The organism is Rhizobium favelukesii, from assembly GCF_000577275.2.
GTDB classification, from domain to species: Bacteria; Pseudomonadota; Alphaproteobacteria; order Rhizobiales; family Rhizobiaceae; genus Rhizobium; species Rhizobium favelukesii.
Genome location: NZ_HG916855.1, coordinates 1,697,060 through 1,723,508, shown reverse-complemented (window position 1 = coordinate 1,723,508; position 26,449 = coordinate 1,697,060). Strand labels below are relative to the sequence as shown.

Sequence of the window (26,449 nt, the reverse complement as noted above, 5' to 3'; positions counted from 1 at the left end):
TTGAGCGCGGTCTTCTTTGTGAACTCTTTCCAGACGTAAGGACAACTGTCCGATCCTTGGTTTCGCTACAGCATCGACCCGAAAATCGGAATCGATTTTCGGAAAGCACGATGCGTAGGCTCAAAGAGTTAGAGCGTCCTTTGTGCGCCCATTCGAACGCACGGCGCTCTAAGTGACCAGGGTTTAAGCCGTCGAGGAACGCGCGGGTATTGGCGACAACGTACCTCGGGGCGGAAAGCCACTTGCGGCCGGTCTCCTTTTCCGGATGACCCTTTTCTTGTAGCCAAGTGCAAGCAAGGAATGCTCTGTGACCGATACCGCAACCCGATCGTCCACCCGCCCGTCCCCACCGCAGCCGAAGCAGCAATGGAATGCGCCTTCCCCCTCCTCTTCTTCGGCAAGTACGATGACGGAGAACGGGATGCCGCTGGTCCCACGCTTCCGATGGCAATCACCAAAGCTTTGCCGTCCATAGCTCGTGGCGTGGCTCACTCTCGCGCAGTTTTCGGCGCGCGCCGCTTGCCTGCCACCGGAAGGTCGTACGGAGGGCTTGAGGTTATATTTCCTGAGGAGGACGAGCGACCAAGCGATGGTTAGTTACGCTGAATGGGGCGTACGCGCCTCGGTTCGCTTCGACGATGAGATCGAGATATTCGATGCATCCGAAGAATTCGACACCGCGGAGGGCTGCCTGCGCTATCGCGCTCAGGAACTTGGCGACGACGAGAAAGTCGCTCGAGACTATTCAAAACGGCGTTCAGAGATATATGGAGGCCTTCGACAATCTTGCGCTTTGGGACCCCAAGGCTTCCATAGATATCGAAAAAGGCTTGGATGACCTCATCGAAGACCGCGACTGGACACGGTTCATAAGCCGAGCGGACCTTCGCGTACCCGAAGTGTCAGTATCAAAAGTCGCGCTCGTTCCGCACGAGGATTCGTGGCTCCTGCGATTTGATTACGCTAACGGCGCTGACCGAGGCACTGAGATGGAATACGCGCAAAATAAAAGAGGGCGTCTGAAAGTGCGGCGGGACAGCTACAGCGCTGTGCGTTCAGCGATACCAGCATTCAATGGTCGCCAGTTGAACAAAGTCTACGACGCCCTGCAAAGTGCGCTCGATGCGCGCCCTTCCGCAGCAGGAGCGGGTTCGTGACGCAATGCCAGGTAACTTCAACTCGCCAATGTTAACCTCTACCCTTCCTCAGAAACCGTTGAGCGAAGACTCCAAGAGTAATAACCGCAGGTTATACCGGAGTTTCCAAGAGGATTCCTGGCAGGTCGGCGATCAAGTATATGAAAAGTCGCTGACTGATCGGCGGGATAGCCACAGACTATTCGATCGCTTTCCCATCGTCGAACAGCGTCTACGGTAGTGACTCTTTAGGAGCGCCCAATTTCTGGCATGGCAACCCAAGCCCTGCCAGCAAAGCGAGGAAAAATGCAGCTTTCGCAGCGGAAGACTGACCCCGAAATCAATCTCATTGAGAGGTATAAGCCGCTGGGACTGATGGCAGTTCGCGCCGCGACAGAGATCAGACCTCGCCAGTTGTCGTATTCCGAGCCTCCCCTATCGCCCGACGGTGGAATTCCGGGGAATAAACAGCGGGACAGTGACTGAGCAGTGGTCCGACGTGGCTACAAGACGAACTGGCATCTACGTACTGAACAATGAGGGATCACACATGCGTGAGATCATTTGAATAGTTCAATTAATTGAAGTCCGCTAATAATCGCGTCTCAAACATGAGAAGGATTCATTAGTGGCTCGCGAGTCTATCAACGATCTAACTGCCTTTACCGAGGTCGCGCGCGAATGCAGCTTCACGCGCGCAGCCGCCAAGATGGGTGTCTCACAGTCCGCATTGAGCCACACAATTCGGCAGCTGGAAGCCAGGCTCGGGGTGCGCCTCCTGACGCGAACAACTCGTGCGGTATCCCTGACCACTGCGGGGGAGCGGTTGCTCGACGGGATCGGACCCCATATCGACGAGATAAACGCTCATATCGAAGCCTTGAGCGCACTCAAGGATAAGCCTGCGGGAACAATCCGCATATCTGCCGCAGACTACGCGATCAGCCATGTTCTCTGGCCGAAGCTCCGAAAATTTCTCCCGCAATACCCCGACATCAAAGTCGAACTCATCCTCGACAACGGCCTGACGGATATCGTTACCGAGCGCTACGACGCCGGTGTGCGTATGGGCGAGCACCTTGCCAAGGACATGATTTCCGCCCGGATCGGCCCCGACTTCAGCCTGGCCGTTGTCGGGTCCCCCTCGTATTTTGCCGAACACAGCGTGCCCGCTCACCCTAAGGACCTCGTCGCCCATACCTGTATCAACTTCAGGCTTCCGAGTTCGGGAGGACTTTACGTTTGGGAATTCGAGGAGAATGGACAGGAAATCAGGATACGAGTGGACGGACAACTCGTGTTCAACAATACATTTAACGCGCTCGAGGCCACGCTCGACGGGTTCGGTATGTCTTACATCCCGCTCGAGATCGCCAAGCCGTATATCGAGGAAGGACGATTGCAGCACGTTCTCCAGGAATTCTCCCCTCCATGGGACGGCTACTATCTCTATTATCCCAGCCGACGTCAGTCCTCGCCCGCATTCGCTGCGTTGCTCGACGCGTTGCGCCATCGATCTTGAGTTTCCTCAACGCCCCTATGTCTTCGCCTCGTCATTCTCCAGATCGCCATCAGCACGTGGGTGATAATGGCGGGCAGCGTAAACACTGCCAGCCAATGACCGAAGAACGGCGTGACGGAGGCGGTAAAGTCCCAGAAATCCAAGCTGTAATTGAACGTCAGCTTCGTCGAGACGCCAAGGGTCCGAAAGCTCGCCGTGCCCTGCAAGGCAAAGGCAGCGCCCATCGCCAGGAGGACGGCTCGCAATACCGGGTTCGTCTGTCTGACACCCAAAAAGTTCAGTAAGCTCGTTCGCAAACGCTCCCAATGCAGGCCCACGTGGATGCCGGTGACGATGATGACCCAGTAGGCAGCGAACCAGTGTATTTCTCTGAGGTAGACAGAATCTGGGATGGGCAGCCAGGCAAAGACCGACTTGGAAATAACCACGCTGGTGACGAGCAGCACACCCATGTTTACAATGAGACCAAAATGGAGGAGCACGCGGACAGCTCGCCTCGCATCGTACTTCCCACGCGTCAGGTTATTGAACCAAGTCCGGTTCATGTAGATGTGCCAGCAGAGGAACGTAAAGAGCCCGGTTCCGAAGGCTTCATGGGGCACGTTGCCCAGCCACCAGTAGGCAAGCGAGAGAAGCAACAGCGCGAGCATCAACGACGGCAGCATCACGCGCTGCAAAAGAAAGCTTTTGAACATGGGGAATGACACGCCCCTGTGCCTATTCACTTCAACGACAGCGCGTCGGTGAACGTGAACATGAACTGGCGATCCTCGCGCGAACGATGGCACGAGTAGCACTGCGCTACGTTCTCGTCGGCCTTGATGGACTTGTCCGGCCAGAACCATTGATACGCCCAATCGGCCGAGCCCTCGCCCATTTTCTGCGCGACGAGGTAGCGGTGCAGCACATCACTCTGGAAATCGACTAGAACCACATGCGTGCCGACTGCCACAGGCTGGCCAGCTTTGATCGCCGCGAGCGCCTCGGGGTTTGTCAGCATATGTTCTCGTGTCACGCCCCTCCGCACCGTGGTGTAGTGGACAAGTTTGTCCAAGGGAGGAAAGGTAACGGCGTTTTCTGCTGCGATAGCTGGCGTGGTTTCATTGATAACTGGGCCGGAAAAATAGCCGACCACGAAAACGACTAAGCCGGCAACGACAAACCAGGCCAAGCTCGCAAAGGTCTTACGTGGCATTCAAATAAATCCTTTCGTTGCCGGTCCTCCCCACCGAACGAGTCAAGAAGTGAGCAAACCGCTCGCTCCGGAGCATACGGAGGCGGCCAGACAACAGATAGCAAAGACGACAGGCCAGGATTAGAGCCCGCAACCGTTTGACGTTATGAGGTTATTTCATCAATCGAGAGAGAATACGCGTAGCGCCAAGAAGAGATGCCAAAGATCAGTCGGCTTCCAGTTGCCCGCCGAAAGCGACAAGTTGCTCAGTGGTATCGATGTCTATCTTCGCGCTCACGCCGATCTCGACGTCGATTGCGGACCACGACCGCAACCGAACCTGGCGCATTCTCGATCGGTGCAATAGTGCGTCACGCGTAGATGGACAAGCGGCGAGCTGCAACGTCAGCCAGGATGGAAAGGGCAAGTGAACTGGCGTCGCGAGCGGGTCCGAACACACCGATCGGCGCTTTTATCCATGGATTTGCGCCTTCGTGAACCCGGAGCTGTCGAGCCTATCGACCCTTTTGCGGTGAGTGCGAGTGCTTCCCAACGCACCGATGTAAAACGCGTTCGAGCGCAGTGCTGCGTGGAGAAGCGCCTGCTCCGCCTCGAGGTCGTGATGGAGAAGAACCACGGCGGTACAATGATCGATATCGGGCAGGTATCTTTCTCTCTTCGTGTACGTGACGACCTCATACCCGGATGAATTGGCGAGAGCAGCAACGAGCTCGGCCTCAACGCTTTGACCCGAGATCACAACACGCGTGCGGGGCCGATAAATTGTTGAAAAGCAGCCATCGACATAGCCTGCCCTTGCCGGCGGTTCGACCATCTCAAGCTGTTCTGTTGACCTCGTATACCGCAGGCCCGCACACCGGCGCTGCTGAAGCTCCGTAAGGACCTGGCTTAGCACCTGAGCGTCGCGCAGCACCTGTATCGACACCGTGATTCCGCCACCACATGGCAGGACAATATCGAAAAAGGGCGAGCCTTCTCCGTACCTAACCTCCCGGTCTTTGTCTTGGCTGAGCGCGTCGAGAGCCTCGGAAGCAACCGCTGCCTCTATGCAGCCGCCAGACACATAGCCACAGAAACGTCCATCGGTCGCAATGGCGACATGGGAGCCGAGTGCGTGGGCGGCTCCTCCCCGGATTTCGACCAGGGTGGCAAGCGCCACCCTGCCCTGTGCAAGCTCCCGTGTCGCAAAGCGAAATATTTCTTCCATATCATCAGTTAGCAGCGATCGAACCGGCGTCGGTCTTGTGCCAGCTTCGCCGACCTCGTGCGGATAGATATCCGGAATGGAGGCAATGTCGTCACGCGACATCCGGCAGCCCGCGTATGATCTTGTCGAGGGTCATCGGATAGTGACGCACCCTCACCCCGGTGGCGTTGTAAATCGCGTTGCCGACGGCCGCCGAAACACCACAAAGCCCAAGCTCGCCTACGCCTTTAGCCTTCATCGGCGACGACATTGGATCTGCTTCGTCCATGAAAACCACCTCCTGATGTGGAATGTCGGCGTGGACGGGGACTTCATAGCCAGCGAGATCGTGGTTTACGAAGAGGCCTTGCTTCGTATCGACCGCCAGCTCCTCAGATAGGGCACCGCCCACGCCCATCGTCATGGCCCCGTTGACCTGGCTGCGCGCGGTGATGGGGTTGAGGATTCGGCCGGCGGCGCAGACTGCAAGCATGCGCCGAATGCGTGTTTCACCCGTCGCGACGTCGACGCCGACCTCCACGAAATGGGCACCGAAGGTCGACTGTTGATGGGTTTCGGCCAGATCGCCCCATTCCATATTGTCCTCGCCTACCAGCCCATCGGGACCGGCTGCGTCGGCGAGTGCGACCGAACGGTTTCCCGATCGTACCTGTCCGTTCTCGAATACAACGTCATCGGTGTTGAAACCGAGCTTCTGCGCGACCGCCTCACGGAGCTTCACGCACGCGGCATACACGCCTGAGGTGGAACAGTTCGCACCGAACTGCCCACCCGAACCCGCCGAAATCGGAAAGCGGGAGTCGCCAAGTTGAACGGCCACCCGATCCACCGGGAGGCCCAACATCTCCGCCGCCGTCTGCGCGATGATGGTATAGCTACCGGTCCCGATATCCGTCATGTCGGTTTCGACTGTTGCGATCCCGTCCGCCCCGAGTCGAACCCGTGCCGCCGACGGGAGGAGCAAGTTGTTCCGGAACGCGGCTGCAACACCGAAGCCAATGAGCCAATTCCCTTCCCGTCGAGAGCCCGGCTTGCCGCGTTGGTTCCAGCCGAACCGTTCCGCGCCGAGCTTGAGGCAACCCACCAAATTCCTTTGGGTGAACGGACGCTCCGGCTTCTCGGGATCGACCTGAGTATCGTTGAGAATACGAAACTCGACAGGGTCGACGCCCACCTTTTCGGCGATCTCGTCGATTGCGATCTCGAGAGCCATGAGACCCGGTGCTTCGCCCGGCGCTCTCATAGCATTGCCTTCCGGCAAATCGAGTGTCGCCAACCTCATCGCCGTCATGCGGTTCTCGCCGGCGTAAAGTAGCCTCGTTTGGTTGACAGCCGTTTCCAGCTGACCGCCTGGTTGGTCGCCCGACCAGCTCTCATGGGCGATCGCGGTGATCTTTCCATCGCGAGTCGTACCGATGCGAATACGCTGAATCGTCGCCGGCCGATGCGTCGTATTATTCGCCACAAAAGGACGCGGAAGCGCAACCTTTACCGGTCTGCCTGCGGCCTTCGCTCCGAACACGGCGAGCACGGCATCGGCTCGCAGAAATAGCTTGCCTCCGAACCCGCCGCCGATGAACGGCGACATCAGATGGATATTGTCCTTGTCGATACCAAGTGTAGTCGCGAGATCGGATCGCCACCAATCGATCATCTGGCTGGAGGTCCACACAGTCACCTTATCGCCATCCCAGGCGGCGATCGAAGCGTGCGGCTCCATCATCGAGTGGGACTGGTCGGGCGTGGTGTAGGACTGGTCTAAGGTCACGGTGGCGTTCTTGAAGGCTCCCTCGAAGTCGCCGACGGCTGTGTCGGGCTGCTGCTTCTCGTCGGGCTTGACGGCGCTGTCCTTGGCCTTCGCCAGGTCGAAACTGCCCGCCGCGGTTTCGTAGTCGACTTTCACGAGTGAAGCCGCAGCGCGCGCCTGCTCGAAGGTTTCGGCGACAACTACCGCTACGGCCTGGTGGTAGTGCTGGACTTCATCGCCTCCGAAGAGATTGGCCGTGTTGAACTTGCCCTTTTCGCGCTTGCCCACGTCCAGAGTCGTGACAACCGCCAGAACGCCGGGGGACCGCTTTGCGGCATCGGTGTTCATTGACCGGACACGGCCCTTAGCGATCGAGGAACCGACTGGATAACCGTAGGCATAGGGGACCTTCGGATCATGCCACTCATAGGCATACATCGCTCGCCGGTCGTCTTCAGTTGCCCGTCAATGCGGGGGATGGGCTGTCCGACGACCTTCATTTGATCGATGGGATTGTTGATTGCTGGTGTGTCGAATTTCATGGTCGTTATCCCCTTGCCTCTGCGATCACCGCGCCGATCGTTCGTTCCACGAGGGTCACCTTGAAGCGATTTTGCTCCGTCGGGCGTGCGTCGGCGAGCAGTGCTGCGCTCGCGGCTTTTGCCCCGCTCTTCAGCTGCTGGTCCCCTGACGCTGTCCGCCATGGCTTGTGAGCGATGCCGCCGACAGCAACGCGGCCGGTTCCATCCGGTTGGATCACTGCGGCGACGGATACGAGCGCAAACGCGTAAGAGGCGCGATCGCGCACTTTGCGATAGATATGCTTGCCGCCAATCGGCTTGGGCAGCGTAACTGCAGTTATGAACTCACCCGGCTCAAGCACCGTCTCGACGTGGGGTGTATCGCCTGGCAGCCGGTGGAAGTCTGCGATCGGCACTGCGCGAGTGCTGCCGTCGCCCTTGACAGTTTCGACGGTCGCGTCGAGCGCCCTCATCGCGACAGCCATATCGCTGGGATGAGTGGCAATACAGGAATCGCTACTTCCGACGACCGCATGCTGGCGGGAGAACCCGCCCAGCGCCGAGCACCCGCTTCCCGGCTGCCTTTTGTTGCAGGGTTGATTGGTGTCGTAGAAATACGGACAGCGTGTGCGTTGCAGGAGGTTGCCTGCCGTAGTGGCTTTGTTGCGCAGCTGGCCGGATGCCCCAGCGACAAGAGCGCGCGTAACCAAACCGTAATCCCGGCGGACGGTTGGGTCACTTGCCAGATCGGTGTTGCGGACCAAAGCGCCGATGCGCAGGCCCCCTTCGGACGTCGGTTCAATTTTATCGAGGCCAATGCCGTTTACGTCAATGAGATGCGTCGGCTGCTCGATTTCGAGCTTCATCAAGTCCAGAAGATTGGTCCCGCCAGCGATGAATTTCGCTTCCGGATTGGCTGCTGCTGCTGTCGCTGCCGCCTCGACCGTTGTGGCACGTTCATAGGTGAAGGGTCTCATGCTTTGATCCCCCCAACTTCAGAGATTGCGTCGAGAATGTTGGAGTACGCGCCGCATCGACAGATGTTTCCGCTCATGCGCTCCCTGACTTCCGCAGCGGTGAGTTCAACCTTTGCCGAGATGTCTGGGGTCGCGTGGCTGGGAATATTCGATTTGATTTCTTCCAACACCGCCACAGAGGAACAGATCTGTCCGGGGGTGCAGTAACCACACTGGAAGCCGTCGTGTTTAACGAATGCGGCTTGCATCGGGTGAAGGTCGCCGGGCTGTCCGAGGCCTTCGATGGTTGTGACCTCGTCACCCTCGTGCATGACAGCCAATGTCAGGCAGGAATTGATCCGACGTCCGTCCACCATCACAGTGCATGCGCCGCACTGGCCGTGATCGCAACCCTTCTTCGTGCCTGTCAGATGAAGGTGCTCGCGTAAGGCATCGAGCAAGGTCGTACGATTGTCGACCTCGAGATCGCGCATCTCGCCGTTCACCTTGAAGGAGACGGTTGTGTTGAAGTTCATTTCTTTCCCCGAGGATTGTGCCGCTGCCCCTTTTGCAGCAACTCCAGTAACGGCGAGTGCCGCCGCCGAGGAGACAAGCAAGTCTCGACGGGAAAGTTCCAAATGTGAGTGATCTCTCATCTCCAGCTCCATTCGTTGCTGATGGCCTGGCGCATTCCGAGAAACGCCGCCTTCCAACGTAGCGCGGCTGAAAAAGATGATTAGGTGCGATATCTTGCTAACGGTTATCGAACACGCTCATCAATCGGACGCGAGAACAAGCGACCGGCGACGGCATAGATTCATTCGCTGACCACGTGCCCGGCATGCTCATCGGATGAGCCACCCCCCATCAGCGGTATAGACCGACCCATGGACGAAGCTCGCCTCATAACCTGCGAGGCAGAGCGCCACGCTCGCAATTTCGGAAGCTTTAGCATCTGCCTGCCGGCGCGATCCGGCGTTCATGGTGTTGTTCCTGAGATGGCTGACCGGCAACGCACGAGATCGATTAACGCCCGTTCTGAGTCCGTGTGGCGTGAGCGGACATACCATTTGAATTCAGCCATCGAGCTTGATGTTCAGCGAACGGATCAGAGGCTGCCAGGTGGCTTTCTCGCTTGCCCATCGCTGAGCCATGGTTTCGGGGTCGCTCGGAGGCATGTCGAGACCAAGCTCGGCATAGCGGGTCTTCACCAACGGGTCCTGCAAAGCCTTGCCGAGTGCCTGAGACAGAGTAGCGACCACGTCATCCGGCGTGGCCTTGGGCACGATCAGCGAATGCCAAGCCCCAGCCGAGAAGCCGGACACGCCCTGCTCCGCCATCGTTGGAACGTCCGGAAGCACCGTCAGGCGCTTTTCCGAGAAGACCGCGATCGCGCGGATTTTGCCGTCCTTGATCTGGGAATTTGCCGTCGTGTAATCGATCACAATGCTATCGACGATACCCGCCAAGACGTCGTTTAGCGCAGGTGCCATACCTTTGTAGGCGACATGCTTGAGGTTAACTTTCGCATCGCGGGCCAAACGCTCCATTGCGAGGTGGAGGGGCGTCCCTATCCCCGGGCTGGCATAAAGCAGAGGCTCGGAAGCGCCCTTGGCCTTTTCCAGATATTCGGCACCAGTTTTAATCGGCGAGCTGCTCGGAACACAAAGCAGGAGATTGATCCCCGCATACATGCCCACCGCGCGGAAGTCGCGGTCAGGGTCGTACTGGATATTTGGATAGACCACCGGGTTGATGATCAGCGTCCCGTTGTCAGCGCTTCCCACGGTGTAACCGTCCGCGGGAGAGCCGGCCAAAGCCGTCGCCCCGACCGAGCTACCCGCGCCCGGACGATTATCGACGACGATCGGTTTTCCAAGCGCCTCCGACATTGAATGGCCGACGAGGCGGGCGACAGTGTCAGTAGCTCCACCGGGAGGAAAACCCACGATCCACTTTACTGGCTTATCCGGGTAGGCCGCCCAGGCTGGACCAGACGCTGCAAGGGTTGCGGCGGTTGCCGCTCCGGTCATGAGGAACCTCCGTCTCGTGATTTCAAAGCTTGGCATGCTGTTCTCCTCCCATTGAGATACATGGCTGTTTCGATATCCCGCGACGGGTCCGCCGTCCCCGGGAGAAACCCGCGTCGCGGGCTATGCGGACTTTTTGTGTGCGACGTCGAAGTTGGAAACGGCTGTCGCGACTATCTCCCGGACGTCACGGACGGTTTCGAGTGTCTTCAGCGAGTTGCAAAGTTCGGAAATCCTGTCGGCCGAGAGCGGTGAGACTGCGGCACGTGCGCAGGAACCAAACTTGTGGAAGAGTTCCTCCCAGGTCATCGGCAGCTTTACCGACCCCGGCACCCTCGATCCAAGACGCGAGACGCTGGTGCCATCTGCGAGCAAGACTTCGATTTTTCCGTCGGGCAGTTTGGACGTCCAGTTGTAGCTGCTGTCGGGGACCGGCACGACCTTGCGGGCCAAGGCGAGGACGGTCCGATCCTTCAGCGCTTCGCTCGTAAAGTCCCCCACTTCCATCTGCCCTTTTGCCAATGCGAGGGCGACAAGGAACGGCAGGCTGAACTTCGCATCGACAAGCGTGTTTGGAACCTGCCGCTCCGCCAAAGGCGAGCACATCCTCTGCTGGAAGTCACCGACGAAGACCTTCACCTCGGTTACCTGATCCAGCGCCACGTCGTTTTCCTTCATCAACTCGATCGCCGCGTGAATGTAGGTGTGGGCGTTTCCGACGGCAGGCCAGTACTTGTAGGTCATTCCACCGCTGAGGAATTCCTTGCCGAGGTTGGCGACCATCTTGTCGCGGTCGTACTCACCCTTGAAATAGACTTTGAAGACCCCCGCCTCGCCTTCGAAGAGGTTGCGGATACCGGTCATCCCGCGGGCAGCAAGCCTGACGGCGTTGACGCTCGCCTGCGAGCTGAACCCGGCGTACATGCCCCTCAGGTCGCTACCGAGCCCGAAAATCTGTTCCATCGTACCGCTGGACTGGAGGCTGGCGATGCCGAGGGCGTTGGCCAGCTGCGTCGCGTCGAGCTTGAAGAGCGAGCCGCCTGCCGCCGTCGCGGAGAAGCAGCCAACGACCGTCGAGAGGTTCCAGTCCATGTGCCAACCGACATTGCAGCGAAGGCGAATGAAAATCTCCTGCCCGATGGCGACCGCGGTGATCAGCTCCTCCCCGGTCACACTCTCGCGCAGTTCCGCCAGTGCGAGCACTGTCGGAACGATCGAACTGTCGGCGTGCGCTCCCCATGGCGTCTGACTGTCAAAGTCGAGACCGTGCGCGAGCGCGCCGTTGGCAAAGGCCGCAGCGCCAGCCGGAACGCGGTCACCGTATCCAAAAATGGTTGCCTCGCCCTTGCCGCCGCTTTCCTGAACCAGTTCGATGATCGGTCTGACAGCAGGCTCCATGCCACTCGCAGCAAGCATGACGCCGATCGTATCCAGGACACTTTTCTTCGCGGCTTCGACCGCAGCAGGCGGCATATCGGCGAACCTGGTGTTTGCGGCGAATTCGGCAAGTTGCTGCGAAAGGTCGGCAGTGATGGTCATTTCAGCGTCATCCTCGTTTTGATTTCAAACTGCCGGTCAACCGGCGAACCGGGTCTCGGGAAGTCCTGTGACCCCGAGACCATGAATGGCGAACAGCCCGCCGGCACCGGGCTCCTTTTGCGGGACGCCACGCATCGGGCGTCCCATGCTCGTGAAGTAAAGAATGTCCAGATCGGGACCACCAAACATGATGCTCGTCACGTTTCGGACCGGAACCACGATTACGCGGTCGATGACACCGTCCGGCCGGTAGCGGACGATCCGGCCGCCAAGAACCTTCGCGTTCCAGATGAAGCCGTCGGAGTCGACGGTCGCACCGTCGACCGTGCTGACGTAGCCCGCATCAGAAATGAAGAGACGCTTGTCGCGGACGTCGCCCGTTTCGAGATCGTAATTGTACGCCCAGATGGCCCTGTGCTCGGAGTCACCGCAATAGAACGTCTGATTGTCCGGGCTCCAGCACGGCGCATTGAAGCAGATGAACCCCGAGTCCACCTGAGTAATGCGAAGGTCCGGATCCAAGCGGTAGAGCGATCCGTTGCCGGAGGGCTTTTTAGGGATAGTCACATCAAGCGGATCAAAGTCGTACCCCATGCAGCCTGCGAAAAACCTGCCGCTTCGATCGACCTTTCCATCATTGAAACGATAGTCGGGTTGGTCAGCCAGCGGATTTCCAACGATCTCGATCTTCTGGGTATCGAACTCATACAGGGCAAATCCACTGGCGAGTGCCAGAACAGCGCCACCGCTTTCACGGAGGGCCATGGAGCCGACGTAGGTCGGGACATAAAAGGTGCGAACATCGTTTCCGTCTTCACTGCACGACCATATCTCTCCCGCAGTGCTGTCCACCCAGTAAAGGCGCTGTTCGCGAACGTCCCAGACAGGGCCCTCGCCGAGATTGTTTTTGCAGTCCACTAAAAGTCGAATATCGGCCAACGCATCCTCCCTCGTCGGTCCATCGCCAACCGATCAAAGGCAGGCGGTCTGGCCTCCGTCGACCGGGACGATCGCGCCGGTCATGAAGCTCGCATCCTTCGTCAGCAGGAAAACGATGACGGCTGCGATTTCCTCCGGTTCACCCATTCGCCCGATCGGATGCTTCGCGTTCACGCGTTCCACGGCGGCCGGATCTTGCAGCATGTACTCGGTGAAGGGCGTTTTAGTCATTCCTGGCGCAACGGCATTTACGCGGATTCCCAAAGGTCCGAGTTCGGGCGACATCGAACGTGTGATGCCGGATACCGCGAACTTCGACGCCACATAGGGAAGCCTGTTTGCCACCCCCATCACGCCCGCGCCGGACGAGATATTCACGATAGCCCGGTCGCCAGCATCATCCTTCACGGCCAGCACGAACGCCTGGCACAAATTGACCGTGCCCTCGAGATTGACTGCCAGAACACGGCCGAAGTTCTCAGGTTCGACGTCCACGATACTTCCGACGCCCTTGATGCCGGCGCAGTTCACGAGGCCGTGCAAAGCGCCGTGTCGCTTGCGAACGTCAGCAACCGTCTCGATCGAAGCTTTGTGATCGCAAACGTCGAGGGCAATCCCCTCCACCCGGGTCCTATCGCCGATTTCTGCGACAATCTTCGAGACGCCTTCCCCCGTGACATCCACGGCAATGACAGTAGCGCCCTCGGCATGCAGACGCCGTGCCGTGGCCGCACCGATGCCACTGCCGGCTCCCGTCACCAAAACAACCTTGCCCTCGAAACGTCTCATGCTGCTCCTCCAATGCAATCGGTCGGCCAATGGGGCCGTTGTGTAATTTCGTATATGAAATAGGCTTTCATATGTTGAAGATGCCGTCAATATTTTATTTGCGCAACCGGGTCTCAAATACGAAAGGGCTCGGCGATGAACCGAGCCCTCAAATTCGAACTGGATAGCGGGGCTTCTATTGGTCCGCAGCCGCCCCTGCACCCATCCTCTTCGACAAGTCCCTGCATGTCTCCACCAGTATGTCACGGGCTTCAGGGACCGGTACGCTGAGCGGGCTATTAAGCCTATGGATGAAGGGCGTGGTAACTGCCGCGACCGCCTTTCCGGTGTAGTCGAAAACCGGGGCGGAAAGATTTGTGACGCCAGCTAGTGTGAGCGAAGGGCCCTCGCAATACCCTGCGGCGCGAACGCCGGGAAGGTCTGCGAGGAACTTCTCACGACGGTCTTTCGGCTCGGGTCCCGCGAGTGTCAGAAGATGCTCAAGGGCGGCATCATCCATGAACGCCGCCAGCACACGTCCCGATGCCGAATCGAAAATCGGTATCTGCGCACCTAGCCGGACGGAATTGAGGTTGTTGTCCGGGCAATCGACCTGCGCGATGACCAGGAGGCGTCCGCCCTGCAGAATACACAGGTGGATTGACTGATTGATCCGGTTTGCCAACCTTTGCATTGCCTCACCCGCGATGGCTGTCAACCGGCGAATAGGAGGATGGCGGTGTGCGACTTCAAACAGCTTGGTCGTCAACTGGTAGCGGTCGTCCCCGCTCAGTTCCACATAGCCGCGCTGCATTAGCACGACCAGCATACGGAATATCTCCGACGTTGTCCGCCCCAGCATCTTCCCGATCTCGACCTGCGAGAGCCCATCATTGGCAGACGCCAGTAACTCCAAGATATCGAGGCCCTTGGTGAGCGCCGGCGCTCGGTATTTTCATCTTCGGCGGACATGTCCGTCAACTGTCACTCCATCTTCACGTGACTGGCCGATTCAACCACGATTGGTCGCGACGCCATTTCATCCAGCAACGATAAGCGCCAAAACCCCATCTGCGCCAGCCAAAAAATGAGGCTCGCCAAAGAGCCTGGAAGCCATGCAGGCTGGCACTTCGGGCCATCTCGTGAGTGCACTCACATATAACGCTGGATTATAAGTCCGAGCCCTTCCCGCGGCTTTCGCCTTTACAGACTGAGATTGTCGGGTTCGATTAATACGCGTCGCCGCGGGCCATTTTTTGGCGGTAGGTGCTGTTGTCTGACGGGAGGTCAGCGGCGGCTGGAAGCGGTTCAAATGGACATCTCAGGGGGAGATTCACATGATTTCGAGAAGAAACGTTTTGATTGGAACGACAGCGGCGATTTCGGCCGGACTGCTGTCGCGGGCGTCGGATGCTCGCGCCGCCGAGTGGCCGGCGCGACCGATTACCATCAACGTCGGTAACGCGCCTGGCGGCGATGACGACACGCTCAGTCGGTTCCTAGCGCAGACAGCTAGCGAGGAACTTGGACAACCCGTCGTCATCGAAAATCGTGCAGGCGGATCGACGACAGTTGCCGGAAACGCCGTCGCCGGAGCCAAGCCCGACGGCTACAACATTCTCTGCCTAATCACGGCCGGTTTGGTGCAAACTGTGCTGAGAGACAACCTTCAGTATGGCTTGGATGACTTTGTTCCGATTGTCGAAATCGGCGGCTACCCATTGGCGCTGATCGTCTCCGCCAAGGCGGGAATTACGAGCCTTGATGACCTGATGGCGGTGGCTAAGTCACCGGATGGCGTCACATTCGCAAGTGGCGGCGTCGGAACGATGGGCCACCTGACCGCGACAATGTTCCTCAAGGAAGCTCAGGGCAAGGGCGTCCATGTTTCCTACAAGAATAACCCGGAAGGCATCCAGGCTCTCGCCGGCGGCTTCACCCAGATGATCTTCGCGTCGGCGCGCGAAGCAGCTTTGCTCAAGGACGACCCGAACGTCCGTGTTCTTGCTGTCACGTCGCCTGCCCGCACAACCAACCTGCCCGATGTTCCGACCACGGCGGAGATCGGCTACCCGCAGATAAATTCACGCGTCTGGTACAGCTATGCGGCACCCAAGGGTGTGCCTGACGAGGTGGTGACGAAGTTCTCCGCCGCGATCATCAAAGGGGTCAAGGACCCCAAGTTCCAGGAGCGCTTCACGCCGTTGTCGTTTCAAACCGACATCAAGACCGGCGATGAACTTACGGCGTTTCTCAAGGGCGAGCAGGACAAGTTCCGCAAGGTCATAACCGAGAACAACATTCGACTGAACAACTGAGCCGGCGGCAGCAGCCACCAGCATACAAATGGCAGACGGTCGCGGACCGCTGTGCAGTCGCCGATGGGCCCGTTTTCGCTGCGGGTACCCATCGGCGAAACGCGGCCACCTGCGCTGAAATATGAATTCACAGGAGTAACATGCGCAACTACCAACTTTTCATAGGCGGGCAATTCACCGACGGAGAACACGGGGAGCGTATCGAGAGTCTCGATCCCTATCACGGAAAGCCGTGGGCTGAATTGGCTCGGGCGACGCGAGGCGACGTAGACCGCGCGGTGAAAGCCGCCCGTCACGCGCTGGACAACGGCCCTTGGTCGAAGCTAACAGCGACTGCACGTGGCAGGATCATGCGCAAAATCGGCGACCTCATCACGCGTGATGCCGATCGGATTGCGGAGATCGAAGCACGCGACAACGGCAAACTGCTCGCCGAAGTACGTGGCCAGCTCAACGGCGTGGCCGAATGCTGGTATTACTACGCTGGTCTCGCCGACAAGATCGAAGGCGCATGGATACCTGTCGAGAAGCCCAACACCATGGCTTTCACGATGCGCGAACCCATCGGCGTGGTGGCCGCCCTTACCGCCTGGAATTCACCGATCTGGTTCGCCACGGTTAAAAGCGCGCCTGCCTTGGCGGCCGGCTGCACCGTCGTCGTGAAGCCGTCCGAATTCGCGTCGGCCAGCACCCTGGAACTGGCGGCGCTCATCAAGGAAGCCGGAATGCCCCATGGAGCGTTCAATGTTGTCACCGGCTATGGACATGACGCAGGTGCCGCACTTGTCGAACATCCCGATGTCGCGATGATCACCTTCACGGGCTCCGATTTGACCGGAGCCAAAATCTACGAGACCGCTGCCAAACACATGAAGCGGGTTGCGCTCGAGCTGGGCGGCAAGTCGCCGAACATCGTATTTGAAGACGCCGATCTCGACCTCGCCGCATCGGGCGTCGTTTCCGGTATCTTCGGCGCGGCAGGACAGATGTGCACCGCCGGGTCCCGCCTCCTGGTTCAGAAGTCGATCAAGGATGTGTTCACAACCAAACTCGTCGATCTCGCCCGGTATATCAGGATGGGCGATCCGATGAACCCGAAGACCAACGTCGGCCCGATCTCGACCCCTCCCCAGTTCCAGAAGGTCCTGGACTACATCCAAATCGCCAGGAAGGACGGCGCGCGATGCATCCTTGGTGGCAACAGAGCCACCGGCGCGGGTCTGAGCGCTGGCCAGTTCGTGGAACCGACCATCTTCTCCGACGTCACCAACGACATGAGGATCGCACAGGAAGAGGTCTTCGGACCGGTCCTGTCGATCATCGAGTTCGATACCGAAGACGATGCCACAAGGATCGGCAACGACATCACCTATGGCCTCGTCGCTGGCGTCTGGACACAAAATATCGGCCGCGCGATGCGCATGACCAAGGCGCTCAAGGTAGGCACTGTCTGGGTGAACACCTACCGTGCCTACAGCTTCATGATGCCCTTCGGCGGAACCAAGAAATCCGGCCTCGGACGGGAGAGCGGTATCGAGGCGATCAACGAATATCTCGAGACCAAGAGCGTCTTCGTGTCCACGGCGACCGAAGGACCAACCAATCCCTTCATCATGAGATGAGCGTCCGCATGCGCGGAGCAGACCGAGCCGAAGTGAATTCAGTACAAGAAAGCAAATCAAGATGAGCGCATCCCCCCTTGCAAGCCCGGCACAGACCAAAGGCCATACCGCAAGACTGGCCGGCCGAAAGATCATTGTCACCGGGGCCGGCTCGGGCATCGGCCGAACCACCGCCGCCCTCTTTGCGGCGGAAGGCGCGAAAGTCACTCTCTTCGATTGGAATGCCGAGGCCGTCCGAAAGGTCGCCGAGGAGATTGGAGCCGGATTCTCCAGCGTCGATATCACGAATGAACCCGAAGTTTCTCGGGCCGTCCAAAGGGCCGCGTCCGAGATGGACGGCATCGACGGTCTGATCAATGCGGCCGGCGTCATGTCCAAGGGGCTTGCCACGGAAGTGCCTGCGACGAATGGCGTCGGATCATCGAAGTCAATCTGACCGGCACATACATCGTCGCCCGTTGCTGCATTCCGTTCATGCAGTTGCACGAGCAGTCGACGATCGTGAACATCGCATCAGCTCAGGGACTCCTGCCGAACGCGCCGGGCCACACGGCATATGCAGCATCAAAGGGCGGCGTCGTGATATTGACCCGCGCTCTCGCTGCGGAACTCGCGCCGAAGATCAGGGTCAACAGCATCGCGCCTGGGATGGTGGATACCCCAATGGCCGATGGCTACCGCACCAACGTGGGCAACTACGCTCTCAAGCGGTTGGCCGACCCGGAAGAGATCGCACGAGCCCTGCTATTCCTCACGTCGTCGGAATCCTCCTACGTCACGGGCGCAGCGCTAGCGGTCGATGGCGGCCGCTCCTTCCACTGAAAACAAAAAAACGGGGAACACTCAAATGCAAAACGATCAACTTGCTCCGGCTCCACGCCGTCCGTTGGGAGCGAAAGATGTGACGGCTGGCGTCTTCCTTGTCGCCGTCGCGCTAGGCGGACTCTACTATAGTCAGGACTACGAAATCGGATCGGCCGCCCAAATGGGTCCCGGCTACATGCCGATGCTCGTGTTCGGTCTGCTCGGTCTGCTCGGCGCGGCGGTCGCCATCCTCGGGATCAAAGGCGAACACGATCCCCTGGAGAGTTGGGCGTGGAGGGAGATGTTCCTCATCCTCGGCGCGATGGCGGCATTCGGCGTCCTAATCGAGCACGTCGGGATGGCCGTCTCGGTCGCGGTCGTCGTGGTGATCAGCGGCCTCGCTGACAGGGACCAGACAATCAAGGGGATCGCCGGCCTGACCGTGGCCCTCGTCGCGATCTGTTGGGCAGTCTTCACTCTCGGACTTGGCTTGAACGTGTCGTTTCTGCCGCCCGCGTTCACTCAGTTCTAAGCGAGGCAGCAATGATCGAGAACCTCGCCCTCGGCCTTTCGGTCGCGATGACCTTCCACAATCTCGGCTTCGCCTTCATCGGCTGTATGATCGGGACGGCGATCGGTGTCCTTCCCGGTATCGGTCCGCTGGCGACCATTGCCCTCCTCCTCCCGCTGACCTTTGCGTTGGACCCGATAACCGCGCTGATTATGCTCTCCGGCATCTATTACGGCGCGCAGTACGGCGGGTCCACATCAGCCATCCTTTTGAACCTCCCTGGCGAAGTCACGGCTGTCGTGACGACACTCGAGGGACACAAGATGGCGAAACGCGGTCGCGCCGGCGCGGCATTGGCCACCGCCGCGTTTGGATCGTTCTTTGCCGGAACTGTTGCCACGCTAGTGGTTGCCGCTTCCGGTCCAGTCCTGACCAACCTCGCGCTCTCCTTCGGGCCCGCCGAGTATTTCTCCCTGATCCTCCTGGGCCTGATCATCGCAACGGTGCTCGCCCAAGGCAGCATCTTCAAGTCGATCGCGATGCTGGTGCTCGGGGTAGCGCTTGGCCTCGTCGGCACGGACGTGCAGAGCGGCCAGGTCCGTTTCTCGTTCGGATTTTTCGAACTGTTCGAGGGCATCGACTTCGTGGCAGTGGCAATGGGGATCTTCGGTGTCGCCGAGATCATTCGCAACCTGGAAAACCCGGAAAACCGCAGCGGGACCGTCGCCAAGGTCGGGAGCCTGATGCTGACCAAGGAAGAGTTCAAACGGGCAACACCATCGGTGATACGCGGCACCATCGTCGGGTCTATCCTCGGTATCCTCCCGGGTGGCGGATTGGCCCTATCGACCTTCGCTTCATACATGCTCGAGCGGAAGGTCTCGAAATACGGCCACGAATTCGGCACCGGGGCAATAGAGGGTGTTGCCGGCCCCGAAAGTGCGAACAACGCTGCCTCACAGACCTCGTTCATTCCCATGCTCACCTTGGGTATCCCGGCAAATGCCGTCATGGCTCTCATGATCGGCGGCCTGATGATCCATGGCATCCAGCCCGGCCCCGGCGTGATCCAGGCCCAGCCCGCGCTATTCTGGGGTCTGATTGCCAGCATGTGGATCGGGAACTTGATGCTACTCGTGATCAATCTGCCGTTGATCGGGATGTGGGTGTCACTCCTGCGGCTCCCGTACAAGTACCTGTACCCGGCGATCTTGGTATTCTGCGCCATCGGCGTCTATTCGGTGAACTACTCGGCGTTCAACGTCTTCGAGACGGTCCTCTTCGGCTTCCTCGGGTACCTGTTCTTCAAGCTTGCGCTTGAACCCGCACCGCTGCTGATCGGTTTCGTGTTGGGTCCCATGCTCGAAGAATACCTGAGGAGAGCAATGGTGGTGTCACGTGGCAACGCCCTGGTGTTCGTCGAAAGACCCGTAAGCGCCGTTCTCCTGACTATCGCGGCTCTCGCACTCGGAGCGATGCTCCTGCCGACGATCCGCCGAAAGAAGGACGAGGCCCTTGAGGAGTGATAAACTGACATCCCTGGTCCCATCAGCTGCCTGACTAGACAATGTGCTCGCAGCCACCCAGCGGATTCGCTTCGCTGGGTGGCCCGCTTCCTGCAGCTGAAGAATCGATCCAATGCGCGCATGAAATGGCCATCAAACGTCATCTAAGAGACGCGGATACAAGCCTCAACGATAACGTCTAAGACTTTCTTGATCCTATCAAATGGATAGTTGTCGACGTCGGTAGTTTTTAGGAAAGCATCACGTTGACGGCTTTTCTCAGAATTGTCCTGATTGCCCCCCGATATTCTCCCGCTTAGTAGTCAACGTTGCTCCACCTGATGCGAAAGTCAGCTGGAAGCGTCAGATAACATTCAATTGCCGCGGCTCGCGGCCGCTTCTTCCTTGACCCATCCGGTGCCTTCGGTCGAGATGAGCGCCTGGCCAGCGGGATGCGCGTGCTAAGCGCTGCGTGCTCCCGCAGAGAAAGTCACTTGTCCGGCGCTCGTCTCGGTGTGATGGGCGGCGGCGCGAGGGGCGAAACCTGCATCTCTCCCATGAAGTGGCCCGGCGATCCGATTTCTATTTGCTCTGCACGCGCGCATGTGGCCGCGAGTAGAGCTGCTGGCAATGCTGTTACTGCAATGAACAACGTTGCGGGAAGAAGGGCTGTCGCAACCCTTCTCAACAGCCTACCCGCTGCTCGGTCAGTGGTGTTAACGTCGAGGTCGCACATGGCATGCTCTCCTGTTTGTTCGGATGGAAGACGGCGGGCCTTTAGGGCGAAGGACCGTTCGCTGGATACCCGTCGGCACCACGGACGGACAATTTTCGTGCGGCGCATCGCCGAGGTTGGCTGGCCCTCACTTTCCGGAGTATTCCTCGTCAGATACCTTTTCCTCCCAGTCGACGACTTTGCCGTCTAGCGCCTCCTGAATCGCTATATGCGTCATTGCAGTCGTGGCCGACGCTCCGTGCCAATGGCGCTCGTTCGGAGGAAACCATACCACGTCACCAGGACGGATCTCTTCAATTGGGCCGCCTTCGCGCTGGGCGAGCCCAAAGCCGGACGTGACGATCAGGGTTTGGCCTAGCGGATGTGTGTGCCATGCGGTGCGTGCACCCGGTTCAAAGGTAACCGCGCTTGACGATCCCCGGCGAGCATCGTTCGCTGCAAAGAGCGGGTCGATACGGACGGTTCCCGTGAACCAATCTTCGGGACCTTTAGCAGACGGCTGCGATCCTGCTCGCGTTATTTCCATTCTGGGATTTCCTTCTGTGCGGCCGCGATCAAGCGGGCTCGGTGAGATAAATAGTCATCTTTTGGGGAACGGATTAGCCGGTCATTCCCGGATGCTGTTATGAGAATGCTTCATGAATGTTCCAAGACCGGCTTTTGGTTCAGCCAAAGCGCAATCGGGCACGCGACGACGACCATGCTCGCCGAAGCGAGGAACACGCAACCGGTTCCACCTCGTCCGGCAAGCATGCCGAGAAGCGGGCTGGTATCAAGGGGCACAAGTCGATGAAGGCTATTTTGGGTTCCCGCGGCGATGCCTCGGCTTTTCCAGAATTATGTAGCAAATGCCACGGGGACAGTTTCTCGGACGAATGAAAGCTAAAATTCACGGGGTGCATCCCACTCGCAGCTGTCCGGGAAGGCTCCATTTTTTAGATCAGGCCAAGTCAGAGACCCAAGCCGTTCTTGTTGGCGAGTGCTTGCCAATAGTCGTCGGGCGCATAGACGCCATTTCTGTTGGTGATGTTGAGAGCGGCATTTGGCATCGTCAGCCGGGCTTCACGGGAATCTTCGCAGAAGGCGTAGGTCTTGGCCCAAAGGTCGATGGCCGCTGCGGCCGTCGACGCTGAGCACGCCGCTGACACGCGCTGGCAGAACTCCAGGTTTCGGACGAAGATCGACGGCTCGTCTCGTCGCGAAAGAGCGCGCAGCGAATCCACATAGTCATCGCGGAAAACGGTAGGTACGACGATACGGGACAGGTTGGCCGACAGAAGCTCTCGGGTCATCAATATGCGGCTGATGCGCCCGTTGCCGTCATTGAAGGGATGGACTTCCGCCATCATATAATGAAGGAAGAGCGATCTATGGAAAGGGTCCTGGATGCTCGCCATCATGGCGTGGCCCTCCCTCAAAGTTCCTTCGAGGAGATCGGGAGTGACGAAGGATGTGTCGCCCGCGCGGTTGGTCTGCGTCTTGAACTGTCCTGGCTTGATGCCGGGACGGCTTTCCATGAGGCGGCCGTGCCGTGTTCTGATCTCGTCCTTGAATTCTTCAAAGCTCGTGCGCGACGGAGGTCGTTCAACGCGCTCGACGAGTTGCAGGTAGGTCCCCAGGACGTCATGACCATCCTCCGGCCGATCGTCCGGAATCTTCCCCTCGAACACGATTTCCGTAGCTTGGTCGACGGCGAACTCAGTTCCCTCGATGTAGTTCGAGAAATAGGCCTCGACAAAGGAACTCGCCATCAGTCGGTCCGGGTTCGTGTCAGCGTTCAGTATGGCCTGTGGCGCACGAGCGGCCATGTAGGTGATGAGCTTCTGGAATCTCTCCACACAAGCGACATCGATTGGTGTCCCGGCGGCCCGAGCGCGGCCTTGAGGGGTCAACATCTTGTCCTTGTGGGTATTGAGCAGTGTGCCGATAATCCCGTTTAAACGTTGAAATTCGGTGTCCCGGTCGAGCAAGGGCGCTAGATGCCGCGCACGATCCCGGATGCCGTTCAGATATTCAGCGCCGTTCGCGCGGCACAATTCGTCAAGCTTCGCTTCCACCGCCGCTTCTCCCAAGGTGCGGCTCCCTTCACCTTTGCGGGCGCGTGAGAATGCCAAGTTGTCGAGCAGTCGCCGTTCTTGTCCGGCAAGGTGCGTCCCTAGGTACGGAATGTCGCCATTTGCGGGGCCGTGGCCTTTCCGGACATGGATGGAGAGGCCAGGCAACTCAAAAGTCCATCGGCTCCGAGGAGCGACGACATATACGTTGTAGGGACCGTCATCGGAATGTCTTACCGGCTTCACTTCCATTCCGGTCCTGTCAGTGATCACTGCATGCGGCACCAGTTTCACCACCAGCCGTTGCCAGTTGCGCCTGATTTCCGCTTCTCTTGTCTCTCCTTCCTGCTGGTAATAAATTCCGTTAGCCAACTTTTCCACGCGGCCTGAGGCGTGAAGCCTCCAAATGCGCTTGTCTTCTGCTGCATCACCTGTCGGCGTGAAATAAATAGCCATTTTCTTCTCCTAAGGCGATCACATCAGCCAAAATGTCTCTCAGTTTCGCATAAGATCCGCTTTTGTCTGTCAGTTTCGCATAATAGAATTTCGCATAACAATGCGTGTGTCAACCGAAATGTCTACCATTTTCGCGTAAGAAGCAATTTTGTCTGTGATCTTCGCATACGGTGACGGCAGAGAATAATCTCGTAGGGTTTCCAAGATGCCGCGGCGCAGATCGCGTCCCTTCAGAAGGTCTGTCACCCGCCTCGCTTGTGTCGAGCGGTCACTTCTCACCTCCCGTTGTGCGACCTCTTTGGCACCGTCTGGATCATACACCCCGATTACCGTGACCACGGCTTTCCGTTGATCATCAGCGACCGCCAGGTCTGCCCTAAGCTGATCGATCCTGGTGTCCAGCTCCGCCAATTTTCTCTTCAGTTCAGCAACGATCGCAGTCATGTCTCAACCCCTTTAGGTGCAACCTAAAGGTAGTCATTCCAGACAATGGAATCTTGTGGCATTTGCTACATAATTCCGGGCTTTTCGCTCGAACCCGACGTACTGCTTCCACGCCAACACCGCATACTCAGGATGCCACCAGACGGCAGCCAACCCTAGTTCTTCTGCCACCTCAGCGGCGAGAGAGGCAACTCGCCTGCCTATCCGCTGTCAAACAGACGGCTTGATTGCCGCGTATCGAAGGTTTACTGCGCCGTGAGCCAGTTGCTGGCATTCGAGAAGCGCCAATTCTACCTTGCCCGCCAGACCTTCGGTGCCAAACTCCACGACACTGTCCGTCCCCGAGCGGGCTTCCAGGGCCGGCGCAATGATGAAGTTGAGTTCATCAACCAAACCACTGGCCAAAAGCGCGCCGTTGGTGGCCGCGCCGCCCTCGAGGACGATCCGCTGGATACCCAGCTCCCGGTTCAGTACACCCAACAGCTGTCCGACATCGAAGTCCGCACTTTCGGCGACCACGTATGACACCCCGTCTGCAGCAAGCTCGGCGAGATAAATGTCCGGGACATCCGCTCCGAGAAGGGCAACAACGTGATCGCCGAAAAGGTCGGGCCCCTTGTAATGGACCGCACCCGATCGATCGATAGCGATGCCAAAGCTCTTGGCCTCGCGGTTTGCAAAATGCCAAGGTCTTTCGACTTCGTATGGGCTCTCAGGTGCGTGAGGCACCCCTTTTGCCATCTCCGCCATCGTGACGCGACCAACCATCCAAGCTTGGCATTCCAGCCCCTCGCGAACCTTATCGCAAACCTTGGAGAAATCCGATCGGTCACCATCCGGTGACTTGGTCCACCTGCTCGGATGGAGGCTTCCGTCTGGCGAGGTGAGCATCAAGCATGCAATGTACGGCTTCACGGGTCACCTGCTACTTTCAAACAATCAATTGGAGTCGCTGAAAGACTTGAGCGACTCATGTCCGAGATGGAACATCACTCTACGCCATCAAGGGAATGAGGCCATCGATCGACTTCTTGGCATCCCCATAAAACATCCTCGTGTTGTCCTTGAAGAACAGCGGGTTTTCGATGCCGGAGTAGCCTGTTCCCTGCCCCCGTTTCGAAACGAAGACATGCTTGGCTTTCCAGACTTCCAGCACCGGCATGCCGGCGATCGGAGAGTTCGGGTCTTCAAGTGCTGCCGGATTCACGATGTCGTTCGAGCCGATGACGATGACCACGTCTGTTGTCGCGAAGTCCTCGTTGATCTCGTCCATCTCGAGAACGATGTCATACGGTACCTTGGCCTCGGCCAGCAGGACGTTCATATGGCCGGGCAGACGTCCTGCGACAGGATGGATCGCGAAACGGACGGTCTTGCCGGCAGCTCGTAGCTTTCGAGTCAATTCCGAGACAGCCTGCTGAGCCTGAGCTACGGCCATTCCGTAACCCGGGACGATGACCACGGTTTCTGCATCGTTCAGGGCTGACGCGACGCCTTCCGCGTCGATGGCAATCTGTTCGCCGATGATTTCCATTGCCGGCCCCTTCACGGCTCCGAAGCCTCCGAGAATGACGGAAACGAAGGAGCGGTTCATCGCCTTGCACATTATGTAGGACAGGATCGCGCCGGACGAGCCTACCAACGCACCGGTCACGATGAGCAGATCGTTGCCGAGCGTGAACCCGATCGCCGCTGCAGCCCAGCCCGAGTAGCTATTGAGCATGGATACGACAACGGGCATGTCCGCGCCGCCGATCCCCATGATGAGATGGTAGCCGATGAAGAAGGCGAGAAGGGTCATCACGCCGAGGGGCCAAATGCCGCCTTGGTTCACGTAGACCAGGAGAAGGATAAGCGAAAGAATTGCAGCGCCAGCATTGAGGAAATGGCCGCTGGGCAACTTTTTGGCCTTGCCATCGACTTTGCCAGCCAGCTTTCCAAACGCAACTACCGATCCGGTAAAGGTGACGGCTCCGATGAACACGCCAAGAAACACCTCGACCTTCATGATCGAAAGCTCGACCGCAGTTTTGTGGGCCAGAATACCCGCGAACCCATCGAGCATCGTACGCAGGCTCTCATCCATGACCGAAATCCGGGCGGCCTCCAGATGCGCGTTGAAGCCGATGAAAACCGCCGCCAATCCGACGAATGAGTGGAGCGCGGCAACGAGTTGCGGCATCTCGGTCATCTGCACTCTGCTCGCCAAGAAGTAGCCGAGAACAGCACCGCCAGCGATCATCCCACCGATGACGAGCCAATTTCCGACACCAGGTCCGAGGATGGTGGTCACGGCAGCAAGTGCCATTCCAACAATGCCATACCAGACAGCCCGTTTCGCACTTTCCTGTCCCGAAAGGCCGCCCAACGACAGAATGAATAGAACAGCCGCGGCGATATACGCTGCGGAGACAACACCGATTGTCATGATTTCCCCTC

Annotated in this window: 20 protein-coding genes and 4 pseudogenes; 7 read left to right on the top strand and 17 right to left on the bottom strand. The window is 58.6% G+C overall.

What is annotated here, in order from left to right; all coding sequences use genetic code 11:
• Positions 1–767 precede the first annotated feature (767 nt).
• Together LPU83_RS71725 and LPU83_RS71720 are read left to right on the top strand one after the other, a co-directional pair.
• Entirely contained in the window at positions 768–1,157 is a 390-nt protein-coding gene (locus tag LPU83_RS71725; protein ID WP_141652626.1) for a hypothetical protein, read from the top strand.
• A gap of 607 nt (positions 1,158–1,764) precedes the next feature.
• Positions 1,765–2,658 (top strand): LysR family transcriptional regulator, encoded by an 894-nt coding sequence (locus tag LPU83_RS71720; RefSeq protein WP_024318202.1) that lies wholly within the window; start codon positions 1,765–1,767, stop codon positions 2,656–2,658.
• Here the strand turns inward: LPU83_RS71720 and LPU83_RS71715 are convergent.
• The 12 genes and pseudogenes from LPU83_RS71715 to LPU83_RS75020 form a co-directional block, all read right to left on the bottom strand.
• A complete protein-coding gene (locus tag LPU83_RS71715) occupies positions 2,604–3,353 on the bottom strand; it encodes a DUF4405 domain-containing protein (protein ID WP_024318201.1) in 750 nt (249 codons plus the stop codon). The two genes, LPU83_RS71720 and LPU83_RS71715, sit on opposite strands and share 55 nt — an antisense overlap.
• A 26-nt stretch (positions 3,354–3,379) precedes the next feature.
• Positions 3,380–3,853, bottom strand: coding sequence for a cytochrome P460 family protein (locus LPU83_RS71710; protein ID WP_024318200.1), 474 nt, complete (start codon positions 3,851–3,853; stop codon positions 3,380–3,382).
• Positions 3,854–4,203: 350 nt separating this feature from the next.
• A pseudogene (locus LPU83_RS71705) lies at positions 4,204–5,162 on the bottom strand (XdhC family protein).
• Positions 5,152–7,349: pseudogene (gene paoC / locus LPU83_RS71700) on the bottom strand (aldehyde oxidoreductase molybdenum-binding subunit PaoC). Before paoC ends, LPU83_RS71705 begins: the two co-directional pseudogenes overlap by 11 nt.
• Positions 7,350–7,354: 5 nt before the next feature.
• The gene (locus LPU83_RS71695) at positions 7,355–8,305 is read right to left on the bottom strand and encodes an FAD binding domain-containing protein (RefSeq protein WP_024318199.1); all 951 of its coding nucleotides are present in this window, start codon (positions 8,303–8,305) and stop codon (positions 7,355–7,357) included.
• The gene (paoA, locus tag LPU83_RS71690) at positions 8,302–8,940 is read right to left on the bottom strand and encodes an aldehyde dehydrogenase iron-sulfur subunit PaoA (RefSeq protein WP_037071289.1); all 639 of its coding nucleotides are present in this window, start codon (positions 8,938–8,940) and stop codon (positions 8,302–8,304) included. Before paoA ends, LPU83_RS71695 begins: the two co-directional genes overlap by 4 nt.
• A 420-nt stretch (positions 8,941–9,360) precedes the next feature.
• On the bottom strand, positions 9,361–10,317 hold the full coding sequence (locus tag LPU83_RS71685; protein WP_231052108.1) for a Bug family tripartite tricarboxylate transporter substrate binding protein: 957 nt from the start codon (positions 10,315–10,317) through the stop codon (positions 9,361–9,363).
• A 120-nt stretch (positions 10,318–10,437) separates the two neighbouring features.
• A complete protein-coding gene (locus LPU83_RS71680; RefSeq protein ID WP_024318196.1) occupies positions 10,438–11,853 on the bottom strand; it encodes an MmgE/PrpD family protein in 1,416 nt (471 codons plus the stop codon).
• Between the two features lie 36 nt (positions 11,854–11,889).
• Entirely contained in the window at positions 11,890–12,792 is a 903-nt protein-coding gene (locus LPU83_RS71675; protein ID WP_024318195.1) for an SMP-30/gluconolactonase/LRE family protein, read from the bottom strand.
• A 33-nt stretch (positions 12,793–12,825) separates the two neighbouring features.
• Complete coding sequence (locus LPU83_RS71670; RefSeq protein WP_024318194.1) at positions 12,826–13,581, bottom strand: SDR family NAD(P)-dependent oxidoreductase; 756 nt, start codon at positions 13,579–13,581, stop codon at positions 12,826–12,828.
• Positions 13,582–13,756: 175 nt separating this feature from the next.
• Positions 13,757–14,389, bottom strand: a complete 633-nt coding sequence (locus tag LPU83_RS71665; RefSeq protein WP_244656174.1) for an IclR family transcriptional regulator — start codon at positions 14,387–14,389, stop codon at positions 13,757–13,759.
• Between the two features lie 24 nt (positions 14,390–14,413).
• Positions 14,414–14,476 (bottom strand): annotated as a pseudogene (locus LPU83_RS75020) (hypothetical protein); the annotation flags it as partial.
• 421 nt (positions 14,477–14,897) lie between these two features.
• Between LPU83_RS75020 and LPU83_RS71660 the strand changes: the two are divergent.
• From LPU83_RS71660 to LPU83_RS71640, 5 genes and pseudogenes are all read left to right on the top strand, one after another.
• Entirely contained in the window at positions 14,898–15,878 is a 981-nt protein-coding gene (locus LPU83_RS71660) for a Bug family tripartite tricarboxylate transporter substrate binding protein (protein ID WP_024318192.1), read from the top strand.
• A gap of 140 nt (positions 15,879–16,018) precedes the next feature.
• On the top strand, positions 16,019–17,500 hold the full coding sequence (locus tag LPU83_RS71655) for an aldehyde dehydrogenase (RefSeq protein ID WP_024318191.1): 1,482 nt from the start codon (positions 16,019–16,021) through the stop codon (positions 17,498–17,500).
• Between the two features lie 61 nt (positions 17,501–17,561).
• Positions 17,562–18,322 (top strand): annotated as a pseudogene (locus LPU83_RS76050) (SDR family NAD(P)-dependent oxidoreductase).
• A 25-nt stretch (positions 18,323–18,347) separates the two neighbouring features.
• The gene (locus tag LPU83_RS71645) at positions 18,348–18,836 is read left to right on the top strand and encodes a tripartite tricarboxylate transporter TctB family protein (protein WP_024318190.1); all 489 of its coding nucleotides are present in this window, start codon (positions 18,348–18,350) and stop codon (positions 18,834–18,836) included.
• 11 nt (positions 18,837–18,847) lie between these two features.
• A complete protein-coding gene (locus LPU83_RS71640; RefSeq protein WP_024318189.1) occupies positions 18,848–20,341 on the top strand; it encodes a tripartite tricarboxylate transporter permease in 1,494 nt (497 codons plus the stop codon).
• An 842-nt stretch (positions 20,342–21,183) separates the two neighbouring features.
• On the opposite strand, the gene LPU83_RS71635 is transcribed toward LPU83_RS71640, so the two are convergent.
• The 5 genes from LPU83_RS71635 to LPU83_RS71615 all read right to left on the bottom strand — a co-directional run bounded on the left by LPU83_RS71635 (position 21,184) and on the right by LPU83_RS71615 (position 26,438).
• Complete coding sequence (locus LPU83_RS71635; protein ID WP_024318187.1) at positions 21,184–21,582, bottom strand: (R)-mandelonitrile lyase; 399 nt, start codon at positions 21,580–21,582, stop codon at positions 21,184–21,186.
• A gap of 424 nt (positions 21,583–22,006) precedes the next feature.
• Positions 22,007–23,566, bottom strand: a complete 1,560-nt coding sequence (locus LPU83_RS71630; RefSeq protein ID WP_024318185.1) for a Fic family protein — start codon at positions 23,564–23,566, stop codon at positions 22,007–22,009.
• A gap of 69 nt (positions 23,567–23,635) precedes the next feature.
• Positions 23,636–24,010 (bottom strand): hypothetical protein, encoded by a 375-nt coding sequence (locus tag LPU83_RS71625; RefSeq protein WP_024318184.1) that lies wholly within the window; start codon positions 24,008–24,010, stop codon positions 23,636–23,638.
• 210 nt (positions 24,011–24,220) lie between these two features.
• On the bottom strand, positions 24,221–24,925 hold the full coding sequence (locus LPU83_RS71620; RefSeq protein ID WP_024318183.1) for a dihydrofolate reductase family protein: 705 nt from the start codon (positions 24,923–24,925) through the stop codon (positions 24,221–24,223).
• A 79-nt stretch (positions 24,926–25,004) separates the two neighbouring features.
• Positions 25,005–26,438: an NAD(P)(+) transhydrogenase (Re/Si-specific) subunit beta gene (locus LPU83_RS71615; RefSeq protein WP_024318182.1), complete on the bottom strand. Its 1,434-nt coding sequence runs from the start codon at positions 26,436–26,438 to the stop codon at positions 25,005–25,007.
• Positions 26,439–26,449 lie beyond the last annotated feature (11 nt).

Excerpts from the sequence above, each read along its gene's own strand:
- paoA (WP_037071289.1), bottom strand. The coding sequence starts at position 8,940 with ATGAGAGATCACTCACATTTGGAACTTTCCCGTCGAGACTTGCTTGTC.
- LPU83_RS71635 (WP_024318187.1), bottom strand. The coding sequence starts at position 21,582 with ATGGAAATAACGCGAGCAGGATCGCAGCCGTCTGCTAAAGGTCCCGAA.
- LPU83_RS71665 (WP_244656174.1), bottom strand. The coding sequence starts at position 14,389 with ATGCTGGTCGTGCTAATGCAGCGCGGCTATGTGGAACTGAGCGGGGAC.
- LPU83_RS71670 (WP_024318194.1), bottom strand. The coding sequence starts at position 13,581 with ATGAGACGTTTCGAGGGCAAGGTTGTTTTGGTGACGGGAGCCGGCAGT.
- LPU83_RS71660 (WP_024318192.1), top strand. The coding sequence starts at position 14,898 with ATGATTTCGAGAAGAAACGTTTTGATTGGAACGACAGCGGCGATTTCG.
- LPU83_RS71685 (WP_231052108.1), bottom strand. The coding sequence starts at position 10,317 with ATGACCGGAGCGGCAACCGCCGCAACCCTTGCAGCGTCTGGTCCAGCC.
- LPU83_RS71710 (WP_024318200.1), bottom strand. The coding sequence starts at position 3,853 with ATGCCACGTAAGACCTTTGCGAGCTTGGCCTGGTTTGTCGTTGCCGGC.
- LPU83_RS71615 (WP_024318182.1), bottom strand. The coding sequence starts at position 26,438 with ATGACAATCGGTGTTGTCTCCGCAGCGTATATCGCCGCGGCTGTTCTA.
- LPU83_RS71725 (WP_141652626.1), top strand. The coding sequence starts at position 768 with ATGGAGGCCTTCGACAATCTTGCGCTTTGGGACCCCAAGGCTTCCATA.
- LPU83_RS71645 (WP_024318190.1), top strand. The coding sequence starts at position 18,348 with ATGCAAAACGATCAACTTGCTCCGGCTCCACGCCGTCCGTTGGGAGCG.
- LPU83_RS71680 (WP_024318196.1), bottom strand. The coding sequence starts at position 11,853 with ATGACCATCACTGCCGACCTTTCGCAGCAACTTGCCGAATTCGCCGCA.
- LPU83_RS71715 (WP_024318201.1), bottom strand. The coding sequence starts at position 3,353 with ATGTTCAAAAGCTTTCTTTTGCAGCGCGTGATGCTGCCGTCGTTGATG.
- LPU83_RS71695 (WP_024318199.1), bottom strand. The coding sequence starts at position 8,305 with ATGAGACCCTTCACCTATGAACGTGCCACAACGGTCGAGGCGGCAGCG.
- LPU83_RS71640 (WP_024318189.1), top strand. The coding sequence starts at position 18,848 with ATGATCGAGAACCTCGCCCTCGGCCTTTCGGTCGCGATGACCTTCCAC.
- LPU83_RS71630 (WP_024318185.1), bottom strand. The coding sequence starts at position 23,566 with ATGGCTATTTATTTCACGCCGACAGGTGATGCAGCAGAAGACAAGCGC.
- LPU83_RS71655 (WP_024318191.1), top strand. The coding sequence starts at position 16,019 with ATGCGCAACTACCAACTTTTCATAGGCGGGCAATTCACCGACGGAGAA.
- LPU83_RS71625 (WP_024318184.1), bottom strand. The coding sequence starts at position 24,010 with ATGACTGCGATCGTTGCTGAACTGAAGAGAAAATTGGCGGAGCTGGAC.